Origin of the sequence: Paenibacillus sp. FSL H3-0457, assembly GCF_037981725.1 — a bacterium.
Lineage (GTDB): Bacteria > Bacillota > Bacilli > Paenibacillales > Paenibacillaceae > Paenibacillus > Paenibacillus amylolyticus.
Window position 1 is genome coordinate 3,344,857 of record NZ_CP150283.1, and the last position, 23,517, is coordinate 3,368,373.

Below are 23,517 nucleotides of genomic sequence, written 5' to 3' on the forward strand. Positions count from 1 at the left end.
GAAAGGGGATACATTCAAACATGCGGTCACGTAAGAAAAAGGGACTAATCCTGGTGCTTGTCCTGGCCTTGGTGCTCTCCATATGGACACTATATCCATCGCGGGATCGTAATCCGGGAACGGTACATGCGCTTGAGGACTTTGAGGCGGTATCGGGAACCGAGGATTCATTCAGTTATGAGCATTATCTGACTGCTCATGACAATACGGCCAAACCGGATGAAATTGTACGCATCGAAGGCGAATCTTATGTTCAGGCAGAGGATGGAGAATTTGAGGTTGTGCAAGGGTACGCCGGATTAGACGGAAATGCCGTAATTACGCCGGAAACTGGAACCATTCGATGGGATGTTCCCGTTCAAGTGAGCGGTTTGTACAACATTCGCATTCACTATTATCCCGTAGAAGGCAAAAGCTCCGGGATCGAACGCAGGCTTGAGCTTAATGGTAAGGTCCCGTTCAGAGGGGCCGATATTCTTCTGTTTGACAGGGTATGGGGGAATCGCGAGGACAACGTCCGGCAGGACGATCGTGGCAACGAGCTTAGACCAAGACAAGTGGAACAGCCCGAATGGCAGCTGACTTCCTTCAAGGACAGCGCAGGGTACTTCGAGGAACCGTTTCAGTTTTATTTTGAAAAAGGCAGTCAGAAGTTATCGCTTACTTCATTAAGAGAAAGCATGGCGATCGATTATATTGAGCTATATCAAGAAAGCGAAGTTCCTTCCTATGCAGAGCTGGAGCAAACCTATGCCTCACTCGGCTTGAAACAATCGGCTCCTGTCATGCTGAAAGTTCAGGGGGAGGAAGCTGTTAGCAAATCATCTCCTACACTGGCACCAATCTCGGACCGATCAAGTCCTTCACTCGAGCCTTATAATGTATCGAAAATTCGTATGAACGCTATCGGGGGCATTAACTGGAAACTGCCGGGCGAATGGATTGAATGGGAAATTGACGTGCCTGAAGACGGACTGTATCAACTGGCGCTTAAGGTGAAGCAGGATCAATTGCGTGGCATTTATGCCACCCGAAGTCTGACGATTAACGGCGAAGTTCCGTTTAAGGAAATGAAACGCATTCGATTTAACTACAGCCCGGCCTGGCAAACTCAGGTCTTGGGTTCGGGAGAAGATCAGCCATATCAGTTTCATCTAGAAAAAGGAAAACATCGAATCCGAATGACGGTTACACTTGGCGACATCGCTCCGCTGCTTCGGACCGTGGAATCCAGCGTGCTGGAACTGAATGAGATGTATCGCAAAATATTAATGATCACCTCCAACAGTCCGGACCCACTACGGGATTACCAGCTGGAACGGCGTATTCCGGAGATGACGGAGGTGTTTGAACGACAAGCTGACACCTTGCGTTCCGTTGCAGATTACCTGGAAAAGGCCACGGGTGAGCAAAGTGACAAAGTGGCCGTACTGCACGCTATGGTATTGCAGCTTGAAGATATGGCGGCCAGACCAGAGACGGTTCCCAAACGGCTGGATACGTTCAAAATTAACGTAGGTGGTCTCGGCACATGGATTCTATCGGTACGTGAACAGCCGATTACGTTGGATTACCTTGTTGTATCTCCGCCGGGTGAATCGCTGCCAAAAGCGGAAGCGAGCACCGTCCAGCAGGTGAAGCACGAACTGGGCGCATATGTTGCCTCGTATACCGAAGATTACGACAGCATTGGTAACGTGGAACAAAAGAAGGATGCCATCACCGTATGGATCACAACCGGACGAGATCAGGCCCAAGTACTGAAAGGCATGATCGACGATTCGTTTACCCCGGATACGGATGTATCTGTGCAGTTACGTCTCGTTCCGCCGAATATTTTGCTGCCCGCAACACTCTCGGGAGAAGGACCGGATGTTGCCATGCAGATGGGCGAAGACATTCCGGTGAACTATGCGATGAGGAATGCAACAGCGGATCTGAGCCAGTTCCCCGATTTCGAGGAAATTTCGGGCAGGTTCCGTGAAAGCGGATTGACGCCTTACCGCTACAACGACGGGGTATATGCCCTTCCGGAGCAACAGCATTTTCCAATGCTCTTTTACCGCAAAGATATTCTGAATGAACTGGGCCTCGAACCGCCGAAAACGTGGCAAGACGTATATAACGCCATCGCTGTGCTGCAGAAGCATAACATGGAGTTTTATCTGCCTATAGAAGATACGCTGAACAATGCCAACCTGGTTCCGAATTCAACCTTTGCGATGTTGTTATATCAGAATGACGGAACGTTCTACACCGAAGACCAGAAGAAAAGTGCACTGGATTCGGAGATTTCAATGGACGCGTTCAAACGCTGGACGCAATTTTATACCAATTACAAGTTTCCGCTCAAAGCCGATTTTCCGAACCGCTTCCGTACAGGGGAAATGCCGATCGGAATTGCTGATTACACCACGTATAACATGCTGACGGTTATGGCTCCGGAAATCCGCAATCTCTGGGACTTTACGATTGTTCCGGGTACACAGCTTCCGGATGGGTCCATACGGCATGAAGTGGCCAGCGCTACGAGCGCGGTGATGATGCTCGAAAATGCTGACAACAAGGAAGCGGCGTGGAAGTTCATGAAGTGGTGGACTGCTGAGCAGACCCAGATTGAATATGGGAGAGAAATGGAAGGTCTTATGGGAGCGGCTGCCCGTTACCCGACGGCCAATATCGAAGCCTTGAAGCAATTGCCTTGGCCTGTGAAGGATTATCAAAATCTCGAGAAACAATGGGAATGGGTACAGGGAATCCCACAGCTTCCTGGAGGTTATTTCACGGGACGACATCTGGACAACGCCTTCCGCAAAGTGGTCAATGCTAATGAAAATCCGCGTGAAGCCTTATCGGATTATGTCTTGTACATTGATGATGAAATAGAGTTGAAACGCAAGGAATTTAATCTGAAATAGAGGAAAGGGAGGGTAACGGTTGCAAGCTAAAACTACCAAGACAGCCGCCGCTCCTGCCGTCCATACCCGCCAGGTCGGCTGGTGGTCCCTATTGAAGCGGGATCTGTATCTCAGCAGGCATTATTACGTATTGATGGCACCGTTTATGCTGATTTTTTTCATGTTTACTGTCATTCCGGTCGGCATTTCACTCGGGCTCAGCTTTTTTCACTTCAATATGCTGGAGCTGCCGCGATTTGTCGGCTGGCAGAACTATTCCCGGCTTTTCCTGAACGATGACGTATTTCTGATCGCGCTCAAAAACACGCTGCTTTTTGCCGTAATTACAGGCCCTCTCAGTTATATAGCCTGCTTTTTGTTTGCGTGGATCATCAATGAGCTGTCTCCTAAAATTCGGGCGGTCATGACGCTGGTTTTCTATGCCCCATCCATATCGGGCAACGTCTTTTTCATCTGGCTGATCATCTTCTCGGGTGACAGCTACGGGTATATGAACGGATTCCTGATGCGCCTTGGCGTCGTACTGGAACCGATCCAATGGCTCGCAGACGAGAAGTATGTACTGGCAATCGTCATTATTGTACAGCTGTGGCTGAGCCTGGGAACCAGCTTCCTGGCCTTTATTGCAGGACTGCAAACCATTGATCGTTCTTTGGTTGAAGCAGGAACCGTAGACGGGATCAAAAACCGCTGGCAGGAGCTCTGGTACATCACCTTGCCTTCGATGAGACCGCAGCTGATGTTTGGTGCGGTAATGCAGATTACCGCTTCCTTCGCCGTAGCTGAGATCTCCATCGCACTGGCAGGTTTCCCGAGCGTAAACTATGCGGCACACACAGTTGTCACACATCTGATGGACTTCGGAACCATTCGTTTCGAGATGGGCTATGCCTCGGCCATCGCAACGGTTCTGTTTGCCCTGATGCTGGGTACAAACGTTTTCACGCAAAAAATGCTTAGAAAGATAGGTGAATGACGATGACCAGCAAAGTACGTGCCGTGTTTGGCATGCCAAAAAGGCTTAATCGGTCATTTACCGTCAGCCTGATGTTATTTGCATTGCTGGGCGTGTTCGGCTCCTTTATGGTGCTTCCGCTCATCTATGCTGTCAACAATGCATTCAAGCCGCTGGATGAGCTGTTTATTTTCCCGCCGCGCTTCTGGGTGAACAATCCGACAACGGAGAATTTTGCCGATCTGATCAATCTCATGGGCAATTCGTGGGTGCCGTTATCCCGCTATATTGCCAACACATTGCTCATTACGATACTTGGCACAGCGGGACATATTCTTCTTGCATCTGCAGCGGCTTATCCGCTGGCGAAGTATCGTTTTCCGGGTTCCAAAGTGTTGTTCACCATTGTCATTCTGTCCCTGATGTTCTCGCCGCATGTTACGGCGATTCCGAACTACATGGTCATGTCCTGGCTTGGCTGGATTAACACTCATGCGTCCATTATTGTGCCATCACTTGCGTTCTCGCTGGGACTTTTCCTGATGAAACAGTTCATGGAGCAGATTCCCGATGCTTTGCTGGAGGCAGCCAAAATCGACGGAGCCAATGAATACCGGATATTCTGGAGCATCGTGATGCCCAATGTGAAGCCGGCATGGCTCACGCTCATGATCCTGCAGTTTCCAGCGTTATGGGGAACGGATGGCGGGAGTTTCATTTACAGTGAAAATCTCAAAACGCTGCATTATGCGCTCAGTCAGATTGTGCAGGGAGGGATTGCAAGAGCTGGTGTAGGTGCGGCTGTTGCTTTGCTGCTGATGATCGTACCGATCACTCTGTTTATCATCTCTCAGAGCAGTGTTATGCAGACGATGGCCACTTCGGGCATGAAAGAGTAGAAAGGAGGCAGCGAGGTGCGGAGAAGCACATGGAAAAAACGTAAATCGATCATCATGGGCATGATCTGCCTCCTGTTGTTCGTTCAAGAGGCGCCCTATGTGAGTGCAGACGGTAAAACGGATGCGTATCATTATTCCTTCTGGGGTGACGCAGTTCCTTCACCCGCGGCATATGAGGCAACAACCATTATCACCGGCAAGAAGTTGAACACAACTCCTATGAAAGAGCCAAGCGACATGCATGTTACCGCCAATCAGCACGTCTTTGTGCTCGATTCGGGCAATGGCCGCATCATTGAGATGGATCGCAACTTCAAGCTGGTACGGACGATTGATTCATTTGAGCAGGAAGGCAAGGAAGATCATTTTAAAAATCCACAGGGATTGTACGTCACGGAAAAAGGCCATCTGCTGGTCGCTGATTCGGATAATCACCGGGTGGTGCATCTGGATGAACAGGGGAAGCTGGTCAAGATCGTGTCTGAACCAAAATCGGATCTGTTAAAAGAAGACTTCCAGTTTAAACCGATGCGGATTGTTATGGACAAAGGGGAGCGTATCTACGTCATGGCCGAAGGCGTATTTGATGGATTCATGGAGTTCAGCGCCGATGGTACGTTCTCTTCCTTCATTGGAGCGAACAGAGTTCAGGTGGACCCGGTGGAGTATCTGTGGAAACGGTTTGCAACACGGGAGCAGCGGAGCCAGATGGTGATGTTCACTCCAACGGAATTTACCAATCTGGATATGGATGAAGAGGGCTTCATCTACGCCACTAGCGGGGATCGTGGCAAAGATCCGGTCAAGAAGCTGAATGCCCAGGGTACAGACATTTTGCGCAGAGAAGGCTATCAGACTCCGCAGGGTGATTTGCTGTATACCCAAGAAGCAGGGCCATCCCGCCTGATTGATGTGGATGTGGGTGACAGTGACATGTATTCCGTACTGGATTCCAGCAAGGGCCGAATCTTTACCTACAATGGAGACGGATATCTGCTCCATATTTATGGGGGCATCGGGAACCGGCTGGGCCAGTTTAATACACCTGTTGCCCTGGAACGTGCGGGAGACCGGATGTTAGTTCTGGATAAAGCGCTGGGTGAAATCACCGTCTTTCAAACAACTGAATACGGACGTACACTCCACGAAGCGGTGCGCAGCTATTATAACGGTGATGAAGATCAATCTTCGGTGCTGTTTGCCCAAGCTGCCGAGATGAACGCTAACTTGGAATATGCGTATGCGGGAATTGGCAAAGCATTGCTTCGTCAGAAGGAATACGCCGAGTCTGCGAAATATTTCAAGCGCAGCATGGAGCCCAAAGGGTATTCCAAAGCTTTTCTTTTGTACCGCAAAGAGCTGATGCGTGAGCATTTTTCATGGATGATGTCCGGTATATTCCTGGCTGTCGCTGCGATTGTCACCGTCATCATCGTTCGCAGGCAGAAAAGGAGGACTACGAATGCAGGCATCAAGTAAGCAACTATACCAGTACCCGCTGCATCTGATTTTTCATCCGTTTGACGGATACTGGGAATTGAAGTATGAACGGAACCAGAGAAACTCACTGCTGATTGCTTTCATGATCCTGGTGCTTCTGGTCATCACCAAAATTTTGCATGCCCAGTACAGCGGTTTTCTCATTAATCTCAGTAATCCAAAGTACCTGAACAGTCTGCTCGAAATGTTATATGTCATTATACCGGTACTGTTTTGGTGTGTGGCTAACTGGTCGTTAACCACATTGATGGACGGGGAAGGCAAGTTCTCCGAGATTTTCATGTCAACGTGCTTTGCACTGGTACCGTTGTTACTCATTCATTTTCCATGGATCTGGCTGAGTCTTGTGATCTCTGCGCAGGAAACTGCCTTTTATTATTTCTCCAATGCACTCGCCGTTGTATGGACGGTATATCTGTTATTTGTGGGGAATATGACGGTTCATCAGTACACACCAGCCAAAACGGTGCTCACGATGCTGCTGACACTTGTAGCGATGGCGTTTATGGCATTTCTGTGCCTGTTATTCTTCAGTCTTGTACAGCAGATTGTATCGTTTGTCGTAACCATCTATCAGGAATTAGTGCTTCGGGGCTAAGGGAGGAGGAATTTGTTATGAATTATACCGTAGCCAAAAAAATAACAGGAATGCTGCTCGCGGGCAGTCTGCTTCTTGGCGGTTGTCAATTCTCGCCAACACCGCTCGCTCACGAGACAGTGACTGCCGCTGATCAGACGGACTTTCCCTCCCTGCCTCCCGGAGAGAAACTGAAATCATCGTTCAGCGATGTCCGCCTTCCCGGCATGGTAGGTATTGCGCAGAATGCTGCGCTGCAGTTGTTCATTAACGAAGAGACTGCCGAAATTGCAGTGATTCACACGCAGAGCGGCCAGATCTGGCGCAGCAATCCTGCAGATCGTGAGCAGGATGGGGTTGCTGCCGGGATAAACAAAGACCTTTTGTCATCACAGACGAAGCTCAGCTTCTTCAACAGCCTCGGACAGAGCAGCACCGTGAATTCCTTCACGGATAGTGTTGCACACAAGCAGATAAGCTACGAGGTGCTGCCAAGCGGCGTGCGGGTCCACTACCAGTTTGGAAGCACTGAGCGATCCATAGAAGACTTGCCGATGAAGATCAGCAAGGAGCGATTCGAACAAAGGCTGCTTGCACAGCTAGACAAGGCCGGGCAACGGGCCTTGAAGGTCGGCTATGCGGAAGACAAGGATGAAGGCGCTTACGTCCGGATTGATAAGGCGATGCAAGGATTGCAATTGTCCCGGGCCTTGAAGGCTTTTGACACAGCCGGTTACACATCGGAGGATCTGGCTCAGGATCATGCCGAGTTTGGCATTGAAGAGGAACGAAGTGGACCACGGCTGTTTATGCTTACGATGGAATATGAGCTGGATGGAGAGGATCTGCTCGTGCGTGTTCCGTCCTCAGGCATTCATTTTCCGGAGGAATATCCGATCAACAGCATATCTGTAATGGATTACTTCGGGGCCGGGGGTTCAGAAGAAGAGGGCTCCATACTGGTGCCGGACGGTTCGGGAGCGTTGATCCATTTTAACAATGGCAAGCTGCAGTATCCTGCCTATCAACAAGATATATACGGACCGGATATGACCATGAAACTACGGGAAGCAAGTTCGAATGAAGCCAGAGCCAGGTTGCCGGTATTTGGACTGATTCGGAAAGAGGGAGCTTTCCTGGGCATTATTGAAGAAGGGGATGCCGTTGCAGTTGTGAATGCCGATATCAGCGGCAAACTGAACAGTTACAACAACGTATATCCAAGCTTCTATGTAGTGAATAAGAGCGATGTGACGCTTCAGGCAAGTGATATGGTTCGTACACTTCCGAAATTCCAGAAGAAACCGACCGCGTCTGATTTCGTCGTTCGATATGCTTTTGTCGGGGCGGATAAAGCCTCGTACTCGGGACTTGCATCACTCTATCGGGATTATCTGGTGCAAAACGGCGGACTTCCCGAGCTGAATGCCAGCAAGGAGCAGAGTAACGTTCCCTTTTATCTGCAATTGTTCGGTGGCATGACAACAAGGCAGCATATGCTGGGCATACCGTATGATTCAACGGAGGCTTTGACCACGTTTGATGAAGCCAAAAACATTCTTTCCGCCTTGACGGAGAAGAAGGTATCCAATATTCAGGTGCGCTATGCGGGATGGCTTAACGGCGGACTCCATCATCGACTGCCGGATTCCATCCAAGTAGACGGCGCGGTAGGCGGGAAAAAGGGATTGCGGGAATTCAGCGCATATACACAAGAAGCGGGCATCGGTTTCTATCCCGATATCGCTCTGCTGAATGTGCAATCCAAAAAAGGGTTTAAACCGTCCAAAGAAGCTTCACGCACATTAACTCAGGAACCGGCGGTCTTATATCCGATGAACCAGGCCATACAGCGGCGGGACCGGGATCGTTCACCATCCTATGTGCTTTCGCCCAACATGCTGGAGGACGTGACGGCAGACATGTTAGATGAGTTGAGGTCCCTTCAAAAGGATGGACTGTCACTAAGCCTGAATGATCTGGCAGCTCAGTTAAACAGCGATATGAATCCGAAAAAGCTGGTGGACCGAACCCAAGCGCTTGGCTCCGTGAAGAAGGCACTTGAACAGATCGGACAGCAGTCTGGCTCGCTTGTTGCTGAAGGTGGGAACGCTTATGCCCTGCCGTATGTAACTGGTCTGACAGATGCGCCAATGAAAAGCAGTCGTTTCAAGCTGGAGGATGAAGAGATTCCGTTCTATCAGCTCGTTGTACACGGCAGCATCGGTTATACGGGGACGCCATACAATCTCTCCACATATACCAATGCAAGGCAATATGTGTTGAAGCTGATTGAATATGGAGCCAGTCCTTACTTTGCATGGTTCAATGCGCCAAACCATGTTGTGAAAGAAACGGATTATGATGATCTCTACGCGGCGAATTATGAACAATGGATCGATCTGGCTGCCGAGATTTACAACGAGGTGAACCAGGTGAACCAGCCGTTTGCCGGACGTTCCATGATGTCCCATGAATCCCTGGAGGAGGGCGTCTTCCGGACAACATATGAAGGTGGCGGGTTCGTAATCGTCAATTATAACGACTTCCCTGTAGAAGTTAACAACGATACAGTGGAAGCCCAAAGCTATGTGACTGGTGGTGAGCAGCTCTGAAGACGCTCCTGAAATGGAAATGGGGAAGTCGTACGTATGCTCAGCAGAAAGCCATGTGGGGCGTAATCTACGTGCTTCCCTGGCTCATTGGTTTTGTGTTGTTTTTCTTCATTCCGCTGTTAGCCTCTCTGCGATACAGCATGAGTACAATTCAGGCTAACGCGGAAGGCATAGCAATTCAGTTCAACGGTGTTGCCAATTATATTCAGGCGCTGACCGTCAATACAAGCTTTAACCGTGCGTTAATTGAGGCGATCACAGACGTGCTCATCAACGTACCGCTTATCGTTATATTCAGTCTGTTCCTTGCCGTCATCCTGAATCAGAAGTTCAGGGGCCGGGCTGTAGCGCGGTCGATCTTTTTCCTGCCCGTTATTCTGGCATCGGGAGTGATTATGACACTGGAGAGCACCAGCCTGATTGAAGCGGTTAATCAGAGTAGCACAGGTGGAAGCTCACTCGGGACATTTGAACTCGAAAATCTGATGGTTAACGCCGGAGTGAGCGATTGGATCGTTACGTATCTGAGCAGCGCCGTAGATCGGATCTATCAGATCGTCAGTCAATCCGGTGTACAGATTTTGATCTTTTTGGCAGGGATCCAGACGATTTCCCCTCAACTGTATGAGGCTTCGAAGATGGAAGGGGCAACGGGTTATGAAGCCTTTTGGAAAATTACGTTCCCAATGGTCAGCCCGCTTATTTTTGTCAATGCGATCTATACAATCATTGATTCGTTTGCCAATAACGCCATGACGGAACTGATCCGGGATACCGGCTTCGTCAAATTTGACTTTGGATTAAGTTCTGCCATGGCATGGGTCTACTTTCTGGCCATTGCCATCATTCTGGTTATCGTAAACATCATTTTCTCGAAGCGAGTCTTCTATCAAGATTAGAAAGGAGGGTGTCCCACGTGACAACATCACGATTATTATCGCTGGAGCATTGGAAAGGCTGGCTGTGGGCCATGATCCGATTCGTTCTGATTACCGGGCTTTCCTTCGTTATCCTGTTTCCCATATTTCAGAAGGTTTCCACATCCATCAAAGCTAAAGGTGATCTGTATTCGGCAGTGGTGGTGTGGATTCCACAGAACTTCTCCATCGACAATTTCAAAGAGGCGATACGCGTAATGGATTACTGGGCAACGCTGTTTAATACGTTTGCCCTGTCTGCAACGACTACACTGCTGACTACAGCATCCTGTGCACTTGCAGGATACGGATTCGCCAGACTGAAATTCAGGGGAAGCAACTGGCTGTTTGCTGGTGTAATTCTGACGATTCTTGTACCGCCAACGACCATTCTCATTCCGGTATACCTGAATCTGAAAAGCTTTGATCTCATGGGGCTTATGACGCTTATAGCCGGCAAACCTGTTAATTTGCTTAATACCTATTGGCCGTTTATTCTGACGGCGATTACGGCCAATTCACTTAAGGCCGGCTTGTACATCTTTATCTTCCGGCAATTCTTCAGAGGTATTCCGAAGGAAGTGGAGGAGGCGGCCTATGTGGACGGCGCGGGCATCGGACGAACATTTTCAAGAATTATGCTGCCCAATGCCATTCCGTCCATGGTAACAGTCATGCTGTTTTCCTTCGTATGGCAGTGGAACGACAGCTTTTATACGACGACTTATCTGACTTCAAGTAAAGTCATGTCGACCCAGTTATCGTCCCTTCCGTATAATCTGGCCCAGCAGGTTACCGACGGTGCAGCTTCCCAGGCCGATCCGTTCTATCTGAGCATGATCCAGGATACAGGAATTCTTCTTGCCATTCTGCCTTTGATCATCATCTATTTGTTTGTGCAACGATATTTCGTAGAGAGTGTAGAGCGTACGGGAATCGTCGGTTAAGTTAAGTTCTTCTGTACGTTTGGAGTGGGATCAGACTGGAAGAGGGAGGAGGAACTTCATGCAACATTCCATCTGTGAAAAGGGGGCATGTAACGATCTCATGAACGTCTGCTCACAGCAGAACCGCGATCCTTCCCTGCGCAGGATCCCCCTGCTGGTGTGGAACGGGTTGCGGGAGCGGGCGCCGACCCTGAGCGATCTGTTTGATCAGAGATACTCTGACGGAACTTACCTCGCATTATTGCAAGGCAATATATCAGATCAGGAGGAATTAAAGTGAAGAAGTTCATGACATCTTGTAAACTTGTACTCATTCTGGCTTTATTGATCACAATTGCTCCATGGGGAGGCAGCCGTGCCGAAGCATGGGTGGGCATGCCGATGGGCAAGCTGCACGTAAACGGCAAAAACCTGGTGAACAGCAACAACCAGCCTGTGCTACTGAACGGTTGGCATCAACCCTCAGGTGCCTACTGGACATATCAGGACAGCAATTATTATCTCAATCTGCACGGCAATAACCGTCATGCAGCTACACTGGCTTATCTGAAAGACATTACCGATACTTTTGCTGACACCAGCGCGAAGTACGGAAGCAATCATGGCTGGAATATGAATCAGGTGCGTCTGTTCATCGATCGTCAGGACATGGGAGATGTGGCTGCTGGTACATATAACTTTGCCGGTGTGCAGACCGTTACGCAAAATGTAATTATTCCGTACATTCAATATGCCAAAACAAAAGGTGTCTATGTTGTCCTGGGACTGGACTTCACACTGAAGGATGATCAGGCAACAACACCTGCCAACCTGCAAAAATTCAACGAAATCTGGGGTTATCTCGCTTCACGCCCGGAGATCAAAAGTGCAGACAACGTTCACTTCGAACTGATCAACGAACCGGTGAAATCCTATGCCAATGGACATTGGGGTGGATACAACGGGGAAAATGACTTTGTGGATCACTGGAATGACTTGCGTAATTTCCAAAATTCCATGATTTCAACAATTCGTAGCAAAGGTGCGGACAACGTCATCTGGGCGGCAGGTCTGGGATACAACCAATTTTACAGCTTGACGGCAAGCCATCCATTGACTGATCCGCTCAATAACTATGGATATGCGGTTCACTGGTACCCTGGTTATGGCGCATATGACAACTTCTCTATCCTGCAAGACCAGTGGAATACCAACGTGAAGGCAGCTGCTGACAAATATCCGATTAATATTACCGAGGTAACCTGGTTCAAAAACAAACCTGGCGATTCGGCCTATTGGAACTTGTTTAATGGTAGCAATGAAGGTTTTGGCACCAATACCAAAACGATTTTCAACGCATCAGGTAATGTCAGCATTGCAGCTCATATGAACGGATTCATTCTAAGTGAAGGACCACGAAGCTCCTTTGCCGACCCAACGGCTGGACTGAAATGGGATGGAGATGCTTCACGGAGTGCCATGGGACGATTCCTGTTCAACTGGTACCATGAACGTGCTCAGACTTACCCGGGCAGTGGACAAGGCGGCGGACCGACAACGGGTCTTGTATCCGGTGCAACTTATAAAATCGTAGCCCGGCATTCCAACAAAGTTGTTGATGTTCCTGGTGGTCAAAATGAAAATAATCTTCAGCTCCAGCAGTGGAGTGATCTGGGCGGTAACCCTCAGAAGTGGGTTCTGACCTCGATCGGTAGCGGCAACTATACACTGACAAGTGTGAACTCACCGGACAAAGTCATCGATATTCGCAACGGTACCCTCACCAATGGGGAAGCGGTTCAACTCATGAGCAATCTGAACACAACCGCTCAGCATTTTAAGGTCAACGATCTTGGTAACGGGTACTGGAGTATCATCAACGTGAACAGCAATAAAGCGATTGAAGTGGCAAACGCTTCCACTTCGGATGGAGCCTTGCTGCAGCAGAGCACCTACACAGGTGCTACAAACCAACAATGGAAATTTGTTGCCGTTAGCAATTAATAAGCACAACATTAAACAAAAACCTCCCCAAGTCATTCCATGTCTTGGGGAGGTTTTTTGCGTTTATTTTTGATACTTTGGGATGGATGTCATGCGAAGGTAAAATACAACTATATTTGTGCGCTAACCCGCAGACCAACAATTATTTTCATGCAAGCATTGTACGCTACAGTATGTAAATGTACCATAAGGAAGAAGTTGTACCTTCACCAGGAAGAAATGCCCGGTGTATCATTGAACAGCTACCTTAATACAGAGAAATGTAAGCGCTCGATAAAAAAAGGGAGGGTACATATGCAGCTCCTATGGTCCAAATTTTCACCCGTGTTCCGCCGATTCCTCATTTCGTATCTTGTCATTCTGATGATTCCTCAAATTGCGGGATATGCCTCTTACCGAGCTTCTATTGAAGCGGCCCGTTCCAGTTCCATTGAAAACAGCTTGAAGTCGCTGAGTCTTGGCAAAGAGATCATTGAGCGAAATCTTCTTCAAGTCGAAGCTTTTACCAGACAGCTTGCCGTCAATCCCGATTTGCAAAATTTAATTGCTGGCCCAAAGCCGCATGATCTCTACAATGTCTACGGTATGAACCGTATGCAGCGGAGCCTCTCCATGTACAGCAGTACCAATGATTACTTGTCCCATTTCTTCATTCACATTCCGAACTACAATGCCATCATCACACCAAGAACTGTGTATTATCGTCCAGAGCATTATTATGCTGCCAATCAGCTGGACGGTATGTCGTTTGAACAATGGCATGACCAAATTCTCAAACAACCACACTTTAATGAAATCATACCGCTTCGAAACTATAAACGTGAAATACTCGGCACTGTGCTTGCAGACGTTCCCGCCATTACGTTTCTGCAATCTCTGCCTTTGAACAGCTTCAACAAACCGCAAGCGACGATTGGTGTCATGATTGATCAGGATCAGATGGCCAGCCTTACTCAAAATATTGTGGATCAATATGGCGGCTGGACTCTCGTCACTGATGCGGAAGGACAGATCATTTTCTCCCATGGCATTGAACAAGCCGAAGCCGAGCAAATGGCACAGAGTCGCCAGAGAGAAGATAACGCTGCGGAAACGGAGCTGAACGTGCAGAATGTACAGCCTGGAAGTGATGGTCGGCTGCTGATATCGATGCAGTCCAGTCAAAATGGATGGAATTACATGGCAGGGATTCCGGAGAAAGCACTCATGACAAAAGCGGACCAAATCAAACAAGTCACGCTGGTCTTTACTTTGGCAACCATTGCCTTGGGACTGTTATTCGGGCTAGTTCTGGCCTATCGGAATAGTGCACCCGTTTACAGATTGTTGGCCTCTTTTAGGGAACAAATCACCGATTCCCCAGGCAGACGGGGCAATGAATATGATTTTTTGGCAAGCCATATTAACAATCTCATTGCTAATAATGACTCACTTAAAAACGCCATGAATGAGCAGATTCCGTTATTGAGAGACGGTTTTATCAAACGTTTGTTAACGGGAGAAGTCTATACCTCACTTGAGTTGGAGGTTATCTCATCCCAGGCGCACATTTCTCTTCATAGCAGCAAGGGCTTGGCAGGCTTAGTGAAGGTAAACGGATATGCCAATCCGGACAGTGAAGAAACGATCCATGAACTGGGTGTCGCAAGGCTGCTCATCAAACAGGTACTTACAGAGTGGAATGCGCAGCTGCTGATCACGGATTGGGGAACAGACCAGATCGCTTTTGCCTGTCCATTGGATGAGAACCAACTGAATGAAGCTATAGGGAGATGTGAAAAAGAGCTGAACACCTTGATGGAAGTGATCTACCGGGAGCATCGGATATCCACAACAATTGGCACAGGTGCAGCTTACGAGGTCTGGAATGATGCAGGGCGTTCCTTTGACGAAGCCAAACAAGCTCTGGATTATGCCATTCATATGGGAACAGACCATCTGGTGAGATTTGAAGATACGATGAAGGAAAATGAAATGTTCTATTATCCGATTGAGTCTGAACAGCGCCTGCTGAACACAATCAAAGTCGGGGAGCCTGAAGAGGCGATACGCATTCTGGAGCAATTGTTTCTTCGTAATTTAGAAGAGCGGGAACTGTCCTACGAGATGACACAGCAGTTCATCATGGAGCTGAAGGGGACTTTTCTGAAGCTGGACGAACCCAAATTCAAGCTGGATGCCTCCCTGCTGGAGGAATATAAAACTCGGGTGACATCCATTCAGATGACAGAAACGATTACTTCGCTGCGTGCAAAATTCAAACGGTTAACGGAAGACATCTGCGGTGATTTCCAGAGAAGAAGAGCAGGAGCACATGCGGATACTGTAAGCGAAATGATTTGTTTTATCCAACAACATTATGGGGATGCAAACTTGACGATCTATCGGATTGCCGAGCACATGAGCAAATCCGAGAAGTTTATATCCCAACTGTTCAAAGAACATACGGGAGAGAATCTTTCCGATTATGTAGAACGAGTACGCATTGATGCTGCCTCGAACTTGTTGCACTCCACCGGTCAGACCATTGACGAGATAGCGGAGGCCACCGGGTATAACAGTGCACATTCATTCCGCCGAGCTTTCAAGCGGGTACGCGGCATTTCTCCGAGTGTATTTCGGAAAATGGACGTTCATAGCGGTTAATGTAGGCTGTTTCTCGGGAACTATATTCGCTTTTTGTACTTTCTCAGCGTAACTGTACCTTTACGCATCCCCAGCGCAATCTTATGATTACTCAAAAAGTAAGCGCTACCAAGTTGAGCTGAAGTTCAGCCCGATTGGAAGCCAAGAATGGGGGGATGATTCTGAGAACCACAATGACCAGTGAATCAAAGTCCGTGGAGAAACCGAGTAAACCGTTTGCCTTGAAGCAAGCATTATCCAGAAGCTGGAGGCGACATTGGCAGCTATATCTGCTGATCCTGCCACCGATTGCTTACTTTATTATTTTCAAGTATGTTCCCATGGTGAATGCGGTCCTGGCATTTAAAGATTACAACGTCATCAAGGGGATCTGGGGCAGTCCATGGGCCGGAACCAAGTATTTCGAATTACTTTTTCAGAATCCGGCGTTTGTCACGCTGATCAAGAACACGCTTTACATTTCGTTTTACAGCCTGATCGTTGGTTTCCCGATTCCTATATTACTGGCGCTGGCGCTGAACGAAATCAAAAACATACGATTCAAAAAAACAGTACAAATGGTGACGTATGCTCCATATTTCATCTCTACCGTTGTTATGGTCTCCATCATTATGCTCTTTCTGTCTCCTAGGCTGGGTATTGTCAACACGATTGCAGGCGCCCTTGGTTTCGAAGCGGTGAATTTTCTAGGTGAGCCCGGACTGTTTCGATCCATCTACGTATTCTCCGATGTGTGGCAGGGAATGGGGTACTCGGCTGTGATATATCTGGCTGCTCTGGCAGGTGTTGATCCATCCCTGTATGAAGCCGCCAAAGTGGACGGAGCCAACCGAATACAGAAAATCATCAATGTTGATCTGCCTGGACTACTTCCGGCAGCCGTCATCATTCTGATCCTGAGTGTAGGGAATATCATGGCTGTTGGGTTCGAAAAAATATATTTGCTGCAAAATCCGCTCAACCTGTCTGCTTCGGAGATTATCTCCACGTATGTCTATAAAATAGGATTGCTGAATGCCAATTATAGCTTCGCTACTGCGGTTGGTCTGTTCAATTCGGTGATTAACCTGATTCTGCTATTAATTGTAAACGCGGTTGCCAAGCGACTGTCCAATACAAGCTTATGGTAACGGGAGCGAAAGGAGGAGAACCAACCCATGCCTAACACACAGACAAATGCAGGTCGTTCGCGGATCAAGAGCAGCAGTACGATTCGTGAATCCTGGGGAGACCGCGTATTTATAACGGTTGTTTACTTCATGTTGACAGTGGTGCTGATTGCCGTGCTGTATCCCTTGATATATATTGTGAGTTCTTCGCTCAGCAGCCCTGCTGCCGTCTCCTCGGGAAAAGTCTGGTTGTGGCCCATTGACCTGACGTTTGACGGTTACAAGTCTGTATTGCGGAATGATCAAGTCCTTACCGGGTATGCCAATTCCCTTTTTTATACAGCCTGCGGCACCTTCATCAGCGTGGCACTGACCATTATGATTGCTTATCCATTATCCAAAAAAACGTTTGTTGGTCGCAGCTCGTTAATGATGTTTATTACTTTTACCATGCTGTTCTCAGGCGGTTTGATCCCTACCTATCTGGTGGTCAAAACCATGGGACTGATAGATACCCGCTGGGCGTTGCTGATTCCCAATGCCGTCTGGGTATGGCAAGTCATCATTGCCCGTACCTTTTTTCAGAATTCGATACCGGAAGAGTTGTCCGAAGCAGCAGACATCGATGGCTGCAGTGACATCCGGTTTATCTTCAGTATTATCCTGCCACTCGCCAAACCGATTATCGCCGTGTTGTCACTTATGTACGCTGTCGGTCAGTGGAATGCATACTTTGACGCCCTCATTTACCTGAAATCACAGTCGCTCTATCCGCTACAGCTGATATTACGCAGCATTCTTATTCTGAACAGCAGTACGGGGAGCATGGATGCATCGGAAATGATCAAACAGCAGCAGATGGCTGAACTCATGAAGTACTCGTTAATTGTGATGGCCAGCTTGCCGGTGCTAATCATCTATCCTTTTGTTCAACGGTATTTCGTGCAAGGTATGCTGATTGGCTCAGTTAAAGGATAAGTTCATTTTTTCTATTATTCATGAAGGAGATGATTGTATTGAAAAAAGCGGGATTCATCATTCTTGCCTGTATGCTGTTTACCTCGTTGGTACTTGCCGGATGTTCAAGTTCTGATAAGGGGAACGGGGAAGGCAGCAATCCGTCAGGCAAGACGGCCATTAATGTGTTTGCTCACCAGGGTTCGGATACCAACCTGTCCACTAATAAATTCACGAAGAAAATGGAAGAGAAGTTTGATATTCAGTTTAACTGGACTACGGTTCCATTCGACGGTGCAGCGGAGAAAAGACAGATTTCACTGGCTTCCGGTGATTATCCGGACTTGTATCTGCTCATCCCTTGGGTAGATCGTTTCTCCCAGACAGACTTGTTGAAGTTTGGTCAGCAGGGGGTTATTTTGCCGCTGAATGATCTGATTGAGGAGCATGCTCCCAATATTAAAAAAGTACTTGAGAGCAATGACTATTATCGGGCCATGAACACTGCTCCTGACGGAAATATCTATGGTCTGACGGGTCTGAATGAATGTTTTCACTGTTCATACCCAAACAAGATGTGGGTCAACACCAAATGGATGGAACAACTGGGCCTGACCGAACCCACGACGACAGAAGAATTTAAGGAAATGCTTCGGGCATTTAAAACGAAAGACCCGAACGGGAACGGCAAAGCCGACGAAGTACCGCTAAGCGGTTCGACTGAAAATTTCGGTGTGCACATTATTCCGTACTTGATGAACGGTTTTATCTATGACGACGATCGGAATTATCTCATTGTCAATCAGGGGAAAGTGGAGACCGTAGTGAACAAACCGGAGTGGAAAGAAGGGCTTGCCTATATTAAATCCCTGTACGATGAAGGGTTGATTGATCCAGGGGCATTTACCCAAAACGTCGGGGCCTTCAAAAAAATTGGAGATAACGCTGATGCACAGCTTCTCGGTGCGGGAGCAGCGATGCATCCATCATTATTCGTAACCACTGCCGAAGGTTCTCCTTACGGGAATGATTACAATCCCATCCCTCCATTGAAGGGACCCCATGCTGCTTATGCTACGTACAACTATCCGATTGATCCCGGAGCGTCTTTTGTACTGACAAACAAAGCCAGTGAGGAAACACAGATCGCGGCCATAAAGCTGCTGGATTATCTCTATACCCAGGAAGGAACCATGGCATCATATCTGGGAGAAGAGGGCGTAAGCTGGCGCAAACCACAAGAAGGGGAAGTGGCGCTCAATGATCAGATTGAGCCGTTATATAAAGCCATTCCGCTTCCTTCTGGAGAAGAACCTCGTAATGACAGTTGGGCTGCATTAAGTCAGTACAATCATTATCAGGCATATCGGGACTCCGAAGTACAGGGGACAGACATCTATGCCAATGATGGTGGTGAGCGACGTCTCTATGAGGCGACATTGTTAATGGAGGGCAAGGAACCAAAAGAGATTTTCCCTCATTGGGCATTGTGGGTAGATCCGTCCCAAGCTGATGAAGCCAGCATGATGCAGACCAATCTCAAGGATTACATCGATCAGAACGCCCTGCAATTTATTACTGGCGCCAAAAGTCTGGATAAGGATTGGGATGAATATGTGAAAGGCCTGGAGGGACTGAACATTAATCGATATCTGGAGATTATGCAGTCTTCCTATGATACTTCCTCTGTCTCCAAATAATTAAAGTATCTGGATCATACAGAGCGGGAAAAGTTACTGCCTGTATTTGCACAACCAAACGCGTTCCCGGTTCGCAGTCAACATATGCGAGCCGGGAACGTTTTTTATTGATATAGATTAAATCGTAATATCGTTGCATTTTTCTTAAAATTCAGTGATTGAACCTGTCCTGCAAGCCAAATGTTCACAGGACAGGTTCAACGGCTCATGCACATTTCCTTAGTTTAGTACATGCGATATCTTCCGCTTAGAGCGAGCATGCTGAAAAAATACAGGCAATTGTCGTAATAACGTCGCTCTCCTTGACGCAGAGGTGTGTTCCAGAACTTGCGAACGAATGTGTCAGCATGTGGACCGTCCGCAGCCAGTGAAGCCATGGCATTGGTAGCCAGCAAACCTACAGGATGCAGTGAAGGTTCATCGAAAGGTTCACCTTCTATTGTATAACGACGATTATCGGACATTTCAATATCACTGAAGAAGGATTGAATCCGATTGGATTGTTCGATCTGCCAGTGATCCTTGCGGAACCATTCCCAGTCCAGCGCTATATTTGCAGCAACACGGTAGGCATCACTGTAAAAATGTCTGAAATCACCATGCGGCTGTATTGGTGCCGGAGAGCCGTCATAGTTCGCATATTCAGGTGATAGTCCCGTTACGGGATGGCAGGCTGTATGAAGGTAAGCGCGACTAGCGGCCGCCGCTTCTTTCCAGAAGCGCTGATCTTCTTCATCCGCATATTTCGCGAATAGTTCATAAAAATGAGGCAGATGGTAGGATGGGTCGCTAAACGGTGTTTCTGGTATGAATTTGATCAGTTTTGTTTCCGGGTCCCACATGGGATCGCCTTCGCCGTCTTCGCCTTGATGTATACATGCACGAAGAATCTTGCGGGCTTGTGCCTTGTAATCATAAGGTTCAGCGCCATCGCCCCAGCGGTTGGAGGCAAAAAAAAGCGCCATGGCAAAAAACTCCTCACCATCAGGAGCAGGACCTTGCGAGAGTTGGGTTCCGTCAGGCTTGCAATGCCAGGCAAAATAATCTTTATAACGACCCGCTTTATGTTGCATAAACGAGTGTGAGAAATTCCAGAGTCGATCAAATTCCTCTTTTTTGTCCATCTGAACAGCCATCATCATGCCATAGGACATGCCCTCGGAGCGAACATCGAGATTACCAGTGTCCAGCAAATAACCCTTATCCTCACCCATGGGGTAATATATTCGAGTATTATCATCGCCGTAAAACAGCTCGTTCCATGTTTCTTCCAATCTGTTCGTGATCTCATTCTCATCGTAGCCTAGCTTCAAGAACAGATTTGTATATGTACCCGTATCCCACGCGCCTTGACCCGTGATATTCATGAGTATCCTCCTTCATCAATGCGGTTTTTCAAAATTATAACATGGAAATAGTATACAAATTAAAGCGTTTACATGAAAAATTATAGGTGTTCATATCTGCATGTCATTGTACTCAAATTAAAATGATATATTGGTTAAAATCCTATACTTTGTCAGGTTGTTGTAAAATTATGTAAGGGATACACTTTGGGAGAAGGATCACATCTGATCTAATAATACAAGCTGTGATTCTTTAAAAGTTGTTTGAGGATGGTCAGAATCTAAACCGGAAGGATGTGATGATGATTTATGCTCCAGGATTCAGGAGATGCAGGTGAAAACACGGAATTCACTGCACCGTGCGATCCAGTTGGAGTGACAGCGTCGGCAGTCAAGCCCGCAATTGATTTTGGGTCACCTAGATATCGCGACATGATTGGCCGATCTCTTCTGAACAAAGGAAATAATGTCAGATTAAAACGAGCCATTGAGAAGGCAAAAAACGGCGAACCTGTCGTTATCGCTTATATTGGAGGCTCCATTACCCATGGTGCTGGTGCAGTACCTATTCATCTCCAAAGTTACGCTTATCGGTCGTATGAGTCGTTCAAGTTTATGTTTGCGCTTTCAAAAGATAGTCCGATTCATCTGATTAAAGCAGGTGTGGGTGGAACTCCTTCAGAACTGGGGATTGTACGTTATGATCGTGATGTGCTGAGGGGAGGTGCCGTTCAGCCGGATATTGTCATAATCGAATTCGCAGTCAATGACGCAGATGATGAAACCCAAGGTAAATGTTACGAGAGTCTGGTACTCAAAGCACTTACTGCCGATAACAAGCCAGCGGTCATCTTGTTATTCAGTGTATTCGAAAATGACTGGAATCTACAGGATCGTCTCGCTCCGGTAGGCTGGCATTATGATCTGCCAATGGTAAGTGTGAAAGATGCTGTCGTAGATCAGTTCAATAAGACAAAAGGTGAAGGCAACGTTATTTCCAAAAAGCAATTTTTCCATGATATATATCATCCAACTAATATAGGGCATCGAATTATGGCCGATTGTTTGGAATATTTGTTCGACGTGACGAATCGTTCTGAGTGGGATGAGAAAGATCATCATATTGAAAAAGCTCCGCTAATTGGGAATGAATTTGTTAATGTGAAGCTGTTGGATCGGAAAAATGGCAATCATATTGCCCGAATCGATGCAGGCTCTTTTTGTAAAACGGACACGGATCTGCAGATGGCTGAGATGGATGCTCATGACTATGGTACACCTCAGTTCCCCAACAACTGGATGCGTACAGGAGAGGGAAAAGAGGATCAGAGTAGCTTTCGGATAAGTTTGCAGTGCAAACGCCTCATTCTGATCTTCAAGGATTCTGGTAACGATGAATTCGGAACTGCACATATCAAGGTAGATGGGGTATTTGTCCAAAAAGTCGATCCGCGTCAAGTAAACTGGACCCATTGCCATGCCACACTTCTGCTTAACGAAGAGCATGTGGGGGAGCACTCCATCGAGATCGAAATGGCGGAAGGCCATGAACATAAATGCTTCACCATTCTGGGTTTTGGCTATGTGGATTAACTGAAGACTGATAGTCACTCATATGTTCGGAGGAAAAGAGAATGGAATTGATCTCACCAGCAGTAACGGGATATGACCAGTATCGGGAGAATATACCACGTGGAGTCATGGAGACGGTAGAATATCCTTCCACCACGGTTGGCAATTCCCGTAAAGCGATGGTGTACACCCCACCAGAATTTTCTTCGACAACGATGTATCCTGTACTTTTTCTTTTGCATGGTATTGGCGGAGACGAAACCGAATGGCATACTCATGGTTCTCCGCAAATTATTCTCGATAATCTGTACAACGATAATATGCTTGAACCGATGGTTATTGTTTTCCCCAACGGTCGCGCAATGTCGAATGATCGAGCCGTAGGAGACCTGTTTGAACCTGAGAAAATCAAAGCATTTAAACGGTTCGAATCCGATCTGCTCAACGATTTGATACCTTACATGGAGTCGAACTACCCTTTGCATAAAAGCCGGGATAAAAGGGCGATTGCTGGTTTATCCATGGGTGGAGGTCAATCCTTAAATATCGGATTAAGTAATCTAGACCATTTTGCATGGATCGGTGCTTTCTCCGCAGCCCCAAACACCAGAAGTCCGGAGCTACTTGTCCCTGATCTTTCGAAAGCGCCTTCATTGCTCTCGCTATTATGGATCTCTTGCGGTGAACAGGACAATCTTATAGAGATTAGTCTTGGGGTTCACCAATATTTGGCGCAACACGGAGTACCTCACATTTGGCATGAGGAAAGTGGAGGACATGATTGGCCCGTGTGGAAGAACGATCTGTATCTGTTTTCGCAACGTCTTTTCAAGTGAATTTGCTGAAGAACATTCATATCGGATTGTAGCATCAACC

General features: G+C 47.5%; 17 protein-coding genes. 16 read left to right on the forward strand and 1 reads right to left on the reverse strand.

Annotation, left to right across the window (positions count from 1 at the left end; translation table 11 throughout):
- Positions 1-20 precede the first annotated feature (20 nt).
- The 14 genes from MHH25_RS14925 to MHH25_RS14990 all read left to right on the forward strand — a co-directional run bounded on the left by MHH25_RS14925 (position 21) and on the right by MHH25_RS14990 (position 19,723).
- Positions 21-2,918, forward strand: a complete 2,898-nt coding sequence (locus tag MHH25_RS14925; protein WP_076253036.1) for an extracellular solute-binding protein — start codon at positions 21-23, stop codon at positions 2,916-2,918.
- A 19-nt stretch (positions 2,919-2,937) separates the two neighbouring features.
- Entirely contained in the window at positions 2,938-3,894 is a 957-nt protein-coding gene (locus tag MHH25_RS14930) for a sugar ABC transporter permease (RefSeq protein WP_036615906.1), read from the forward strand.
- A 2-nt stretch (positions 3,895-3,896) separates the two neighbouring features.
- On the forward strand, positions 3,897-4,772 hold the full coding sequence (locus tag MHH25_RS14935) for a carbohydrate ABC transporter permease (RefSeq protein ID WP_026081082.1): 876 nt from the start codon (positions 3,897-3,899) through the stop codon (positions 4,770-4,772).
- 15 nt (positions 4,773-4,787) lie between these two features.
- The gene (locus MHH25_RS14940; RefSeq protein ID WP_076253037.1) at positions 4,788-6,251 is read left to right on the forward strand and encodes an NHL repeat-containing protein; all 1,464 of its coding nucleotides are present in this window, start codon (positions 4,788-4,790) and stop codon (positions 6,249-6,251) included.
- Complete coding sequence (locus MHH25_RS14945; RefSeq protein WP_074095068.1) at positions 6,235-6,870, forward strand: YIP1 family protein; 636 nt, start codon at positions 6,235-6,237, stop codon at positions 6,868-6,870. Before MHH25_RS14940 ends, MHH25_RS14945 begins: the two co-directional genes overlap by 17 nt.
- A gap of 17 nt (positions 6,871-6,887) precedes the next feature.
- Positions 6,888-9,464 carry a DUF5696 domain-containing protein gene (locus tag MHH25_RS14950; RefSeq protein ID WP_076253038.1) on the forward strand — a complete coding sequence of 859 codons (2,577 nt, stop codon included), beginning with the start codon at positions 6,888-6,890 and terminating at the stop codon, positions 9,462-9,464.
- Between the two features lie 53 nt (positions 9,465-9,517).
- Entirely contained in the window at positions 9,518-10,363 is an 846-nt protein-coding gene (locus tag MHH25_RS14955; protein ID WP_082219083.1) for a sugar ABC transporter permease, read from the forward strand.
- A 17-nt stretch (positions 10,364-10,380) separates the two neighbouring features.
- A complete protein-coding gene (locus MHH25_RS14960; protein WP_036615897.1) occupies positions 10,381-11,328 on the forward strand; it encodes a carbohydrate ABC transporter permease in 948 nt (315 codons plus the stop codon).
- Between the two features lie 58 nt (positions 11,329-11,386).
- Positions 11,387-11,608: a hypothetical protein gene (locus tag MHH25_RS14965; RefSeq protein ID WP_076253039.1), complete on the forward strand. Its 222-nt coding sequence runs from the start codon at positions 11,387-11,389 to the stop codon at positions 11,606-11,608.
- The gene (locus MHH25_RS14970; protein WP_076253040.1) at positions 11,605-13,311 is read left to right on the forward strand and encodes an RICIN domain-containing protein; all 1,707 of its coding nucleotides are present in this window, start codon (positions 11,605-11,607) and stop codon (positions 13,309-13,311) included. The genes MHH25_RS14965 and MHH25_RS14970 overlap by 4 nt, the downstream gene beginning before the upstream one ends.
- Before the next feature lie 294 nt (positions 13,312-13,605).
- Entirely contained in the window at positions 13,606-15,957 is a 2,352-nt protein-coding gene (locus tag MHH25_RS14975) for a helix-turn-helix domain-containing protein (RefSeq protein WP_340020377.1), read from the forward strand.
- 275 nt (positions 15,958-16,232) lie between these two features.
- A complete protein-coding gene (locus MHH25_RS14980) occupies positions 16,233-17,087 on the forward strand; it encodes an ABC transporter permease subunit (protein ID WP_076212151.1) in 855 nt (284 codons plus the stop codon).
- Between the two features lie 27 nt (positions 17,088-17,114).
- Positions 17,115-18,044, forward strand: coding sequence for a carbohydrate ABC transporter permease (locus MHH25_RS14985; protein ID WP_036615892.1), 930 nt, complete (start codon positions 17,115-17,117; stop codon positions 18,042-18,044).
- 29 nt (positions 18,045-18,073) lie between these two features.
- Positions 18,074-19,723 (forward strand): ABC transporter substrate-binding protein, encoded by a 1,650-nt coding sequence (locus tag MHH25_RS14990; RefSeq protein WP_340020378.1) that lies wholly within the window; start codon positions 18,074-18,076, stop codon positions 19,721-19,723.
- A gap of 224 nt (positions 19,724-19,947) precedes the next feature.
- Here MHH25_RS14990 and MHH25_RS14995 read toward each other — a convergent pair whose 3' ends face one another.
- Complete coding sequence (locus tag MHH25_RS14995) at positions 19,948-21,090, reverse strand: glycosyl hydrolase family 8 (protein ID WP_340020379.1); 1,143 nt, start codon at positions 21,088-21,090, stop codon at positions 19,948-19,950.
- 288 nt (positions 21,091-21,378) lie between these two features.
- Here MHH25_RS14995 and MHH25_RS15000 point away from each other — a divergent pair, with 288 nt between their 5' ends.
- Both MHH25_RS15000 and MHH25_RS15005 read left to right on the forward strand, forming a co-directional pair.
- Entirely contained in the window at positions 21,379-22,662 is a 1,284-nt protein-coding gene (locus MHH25_RS15000) for an SGNH/GDSL hydrolase family protein (RefSeq protein ID WP_340020380.1), read from the forward strand.
- 41 nt (positions 22,663-22,703) lie between these two features.
- The gene (locus tag MHH25_RS15005) at positions 22,704-23,477 is read left to right on the forward strand and encodes an alpha/beta hydrolase-fold protein (RefSeq protein WP_127548532.1); all 774 of its coding nucleotides are present in this window, start codon (positions 22,704-22,706) and stop codon (positions 23,475-23,477) included.
- The last annotated feature ends 40 nt before the right edge of the window (positions 23,478-23,517 follow it).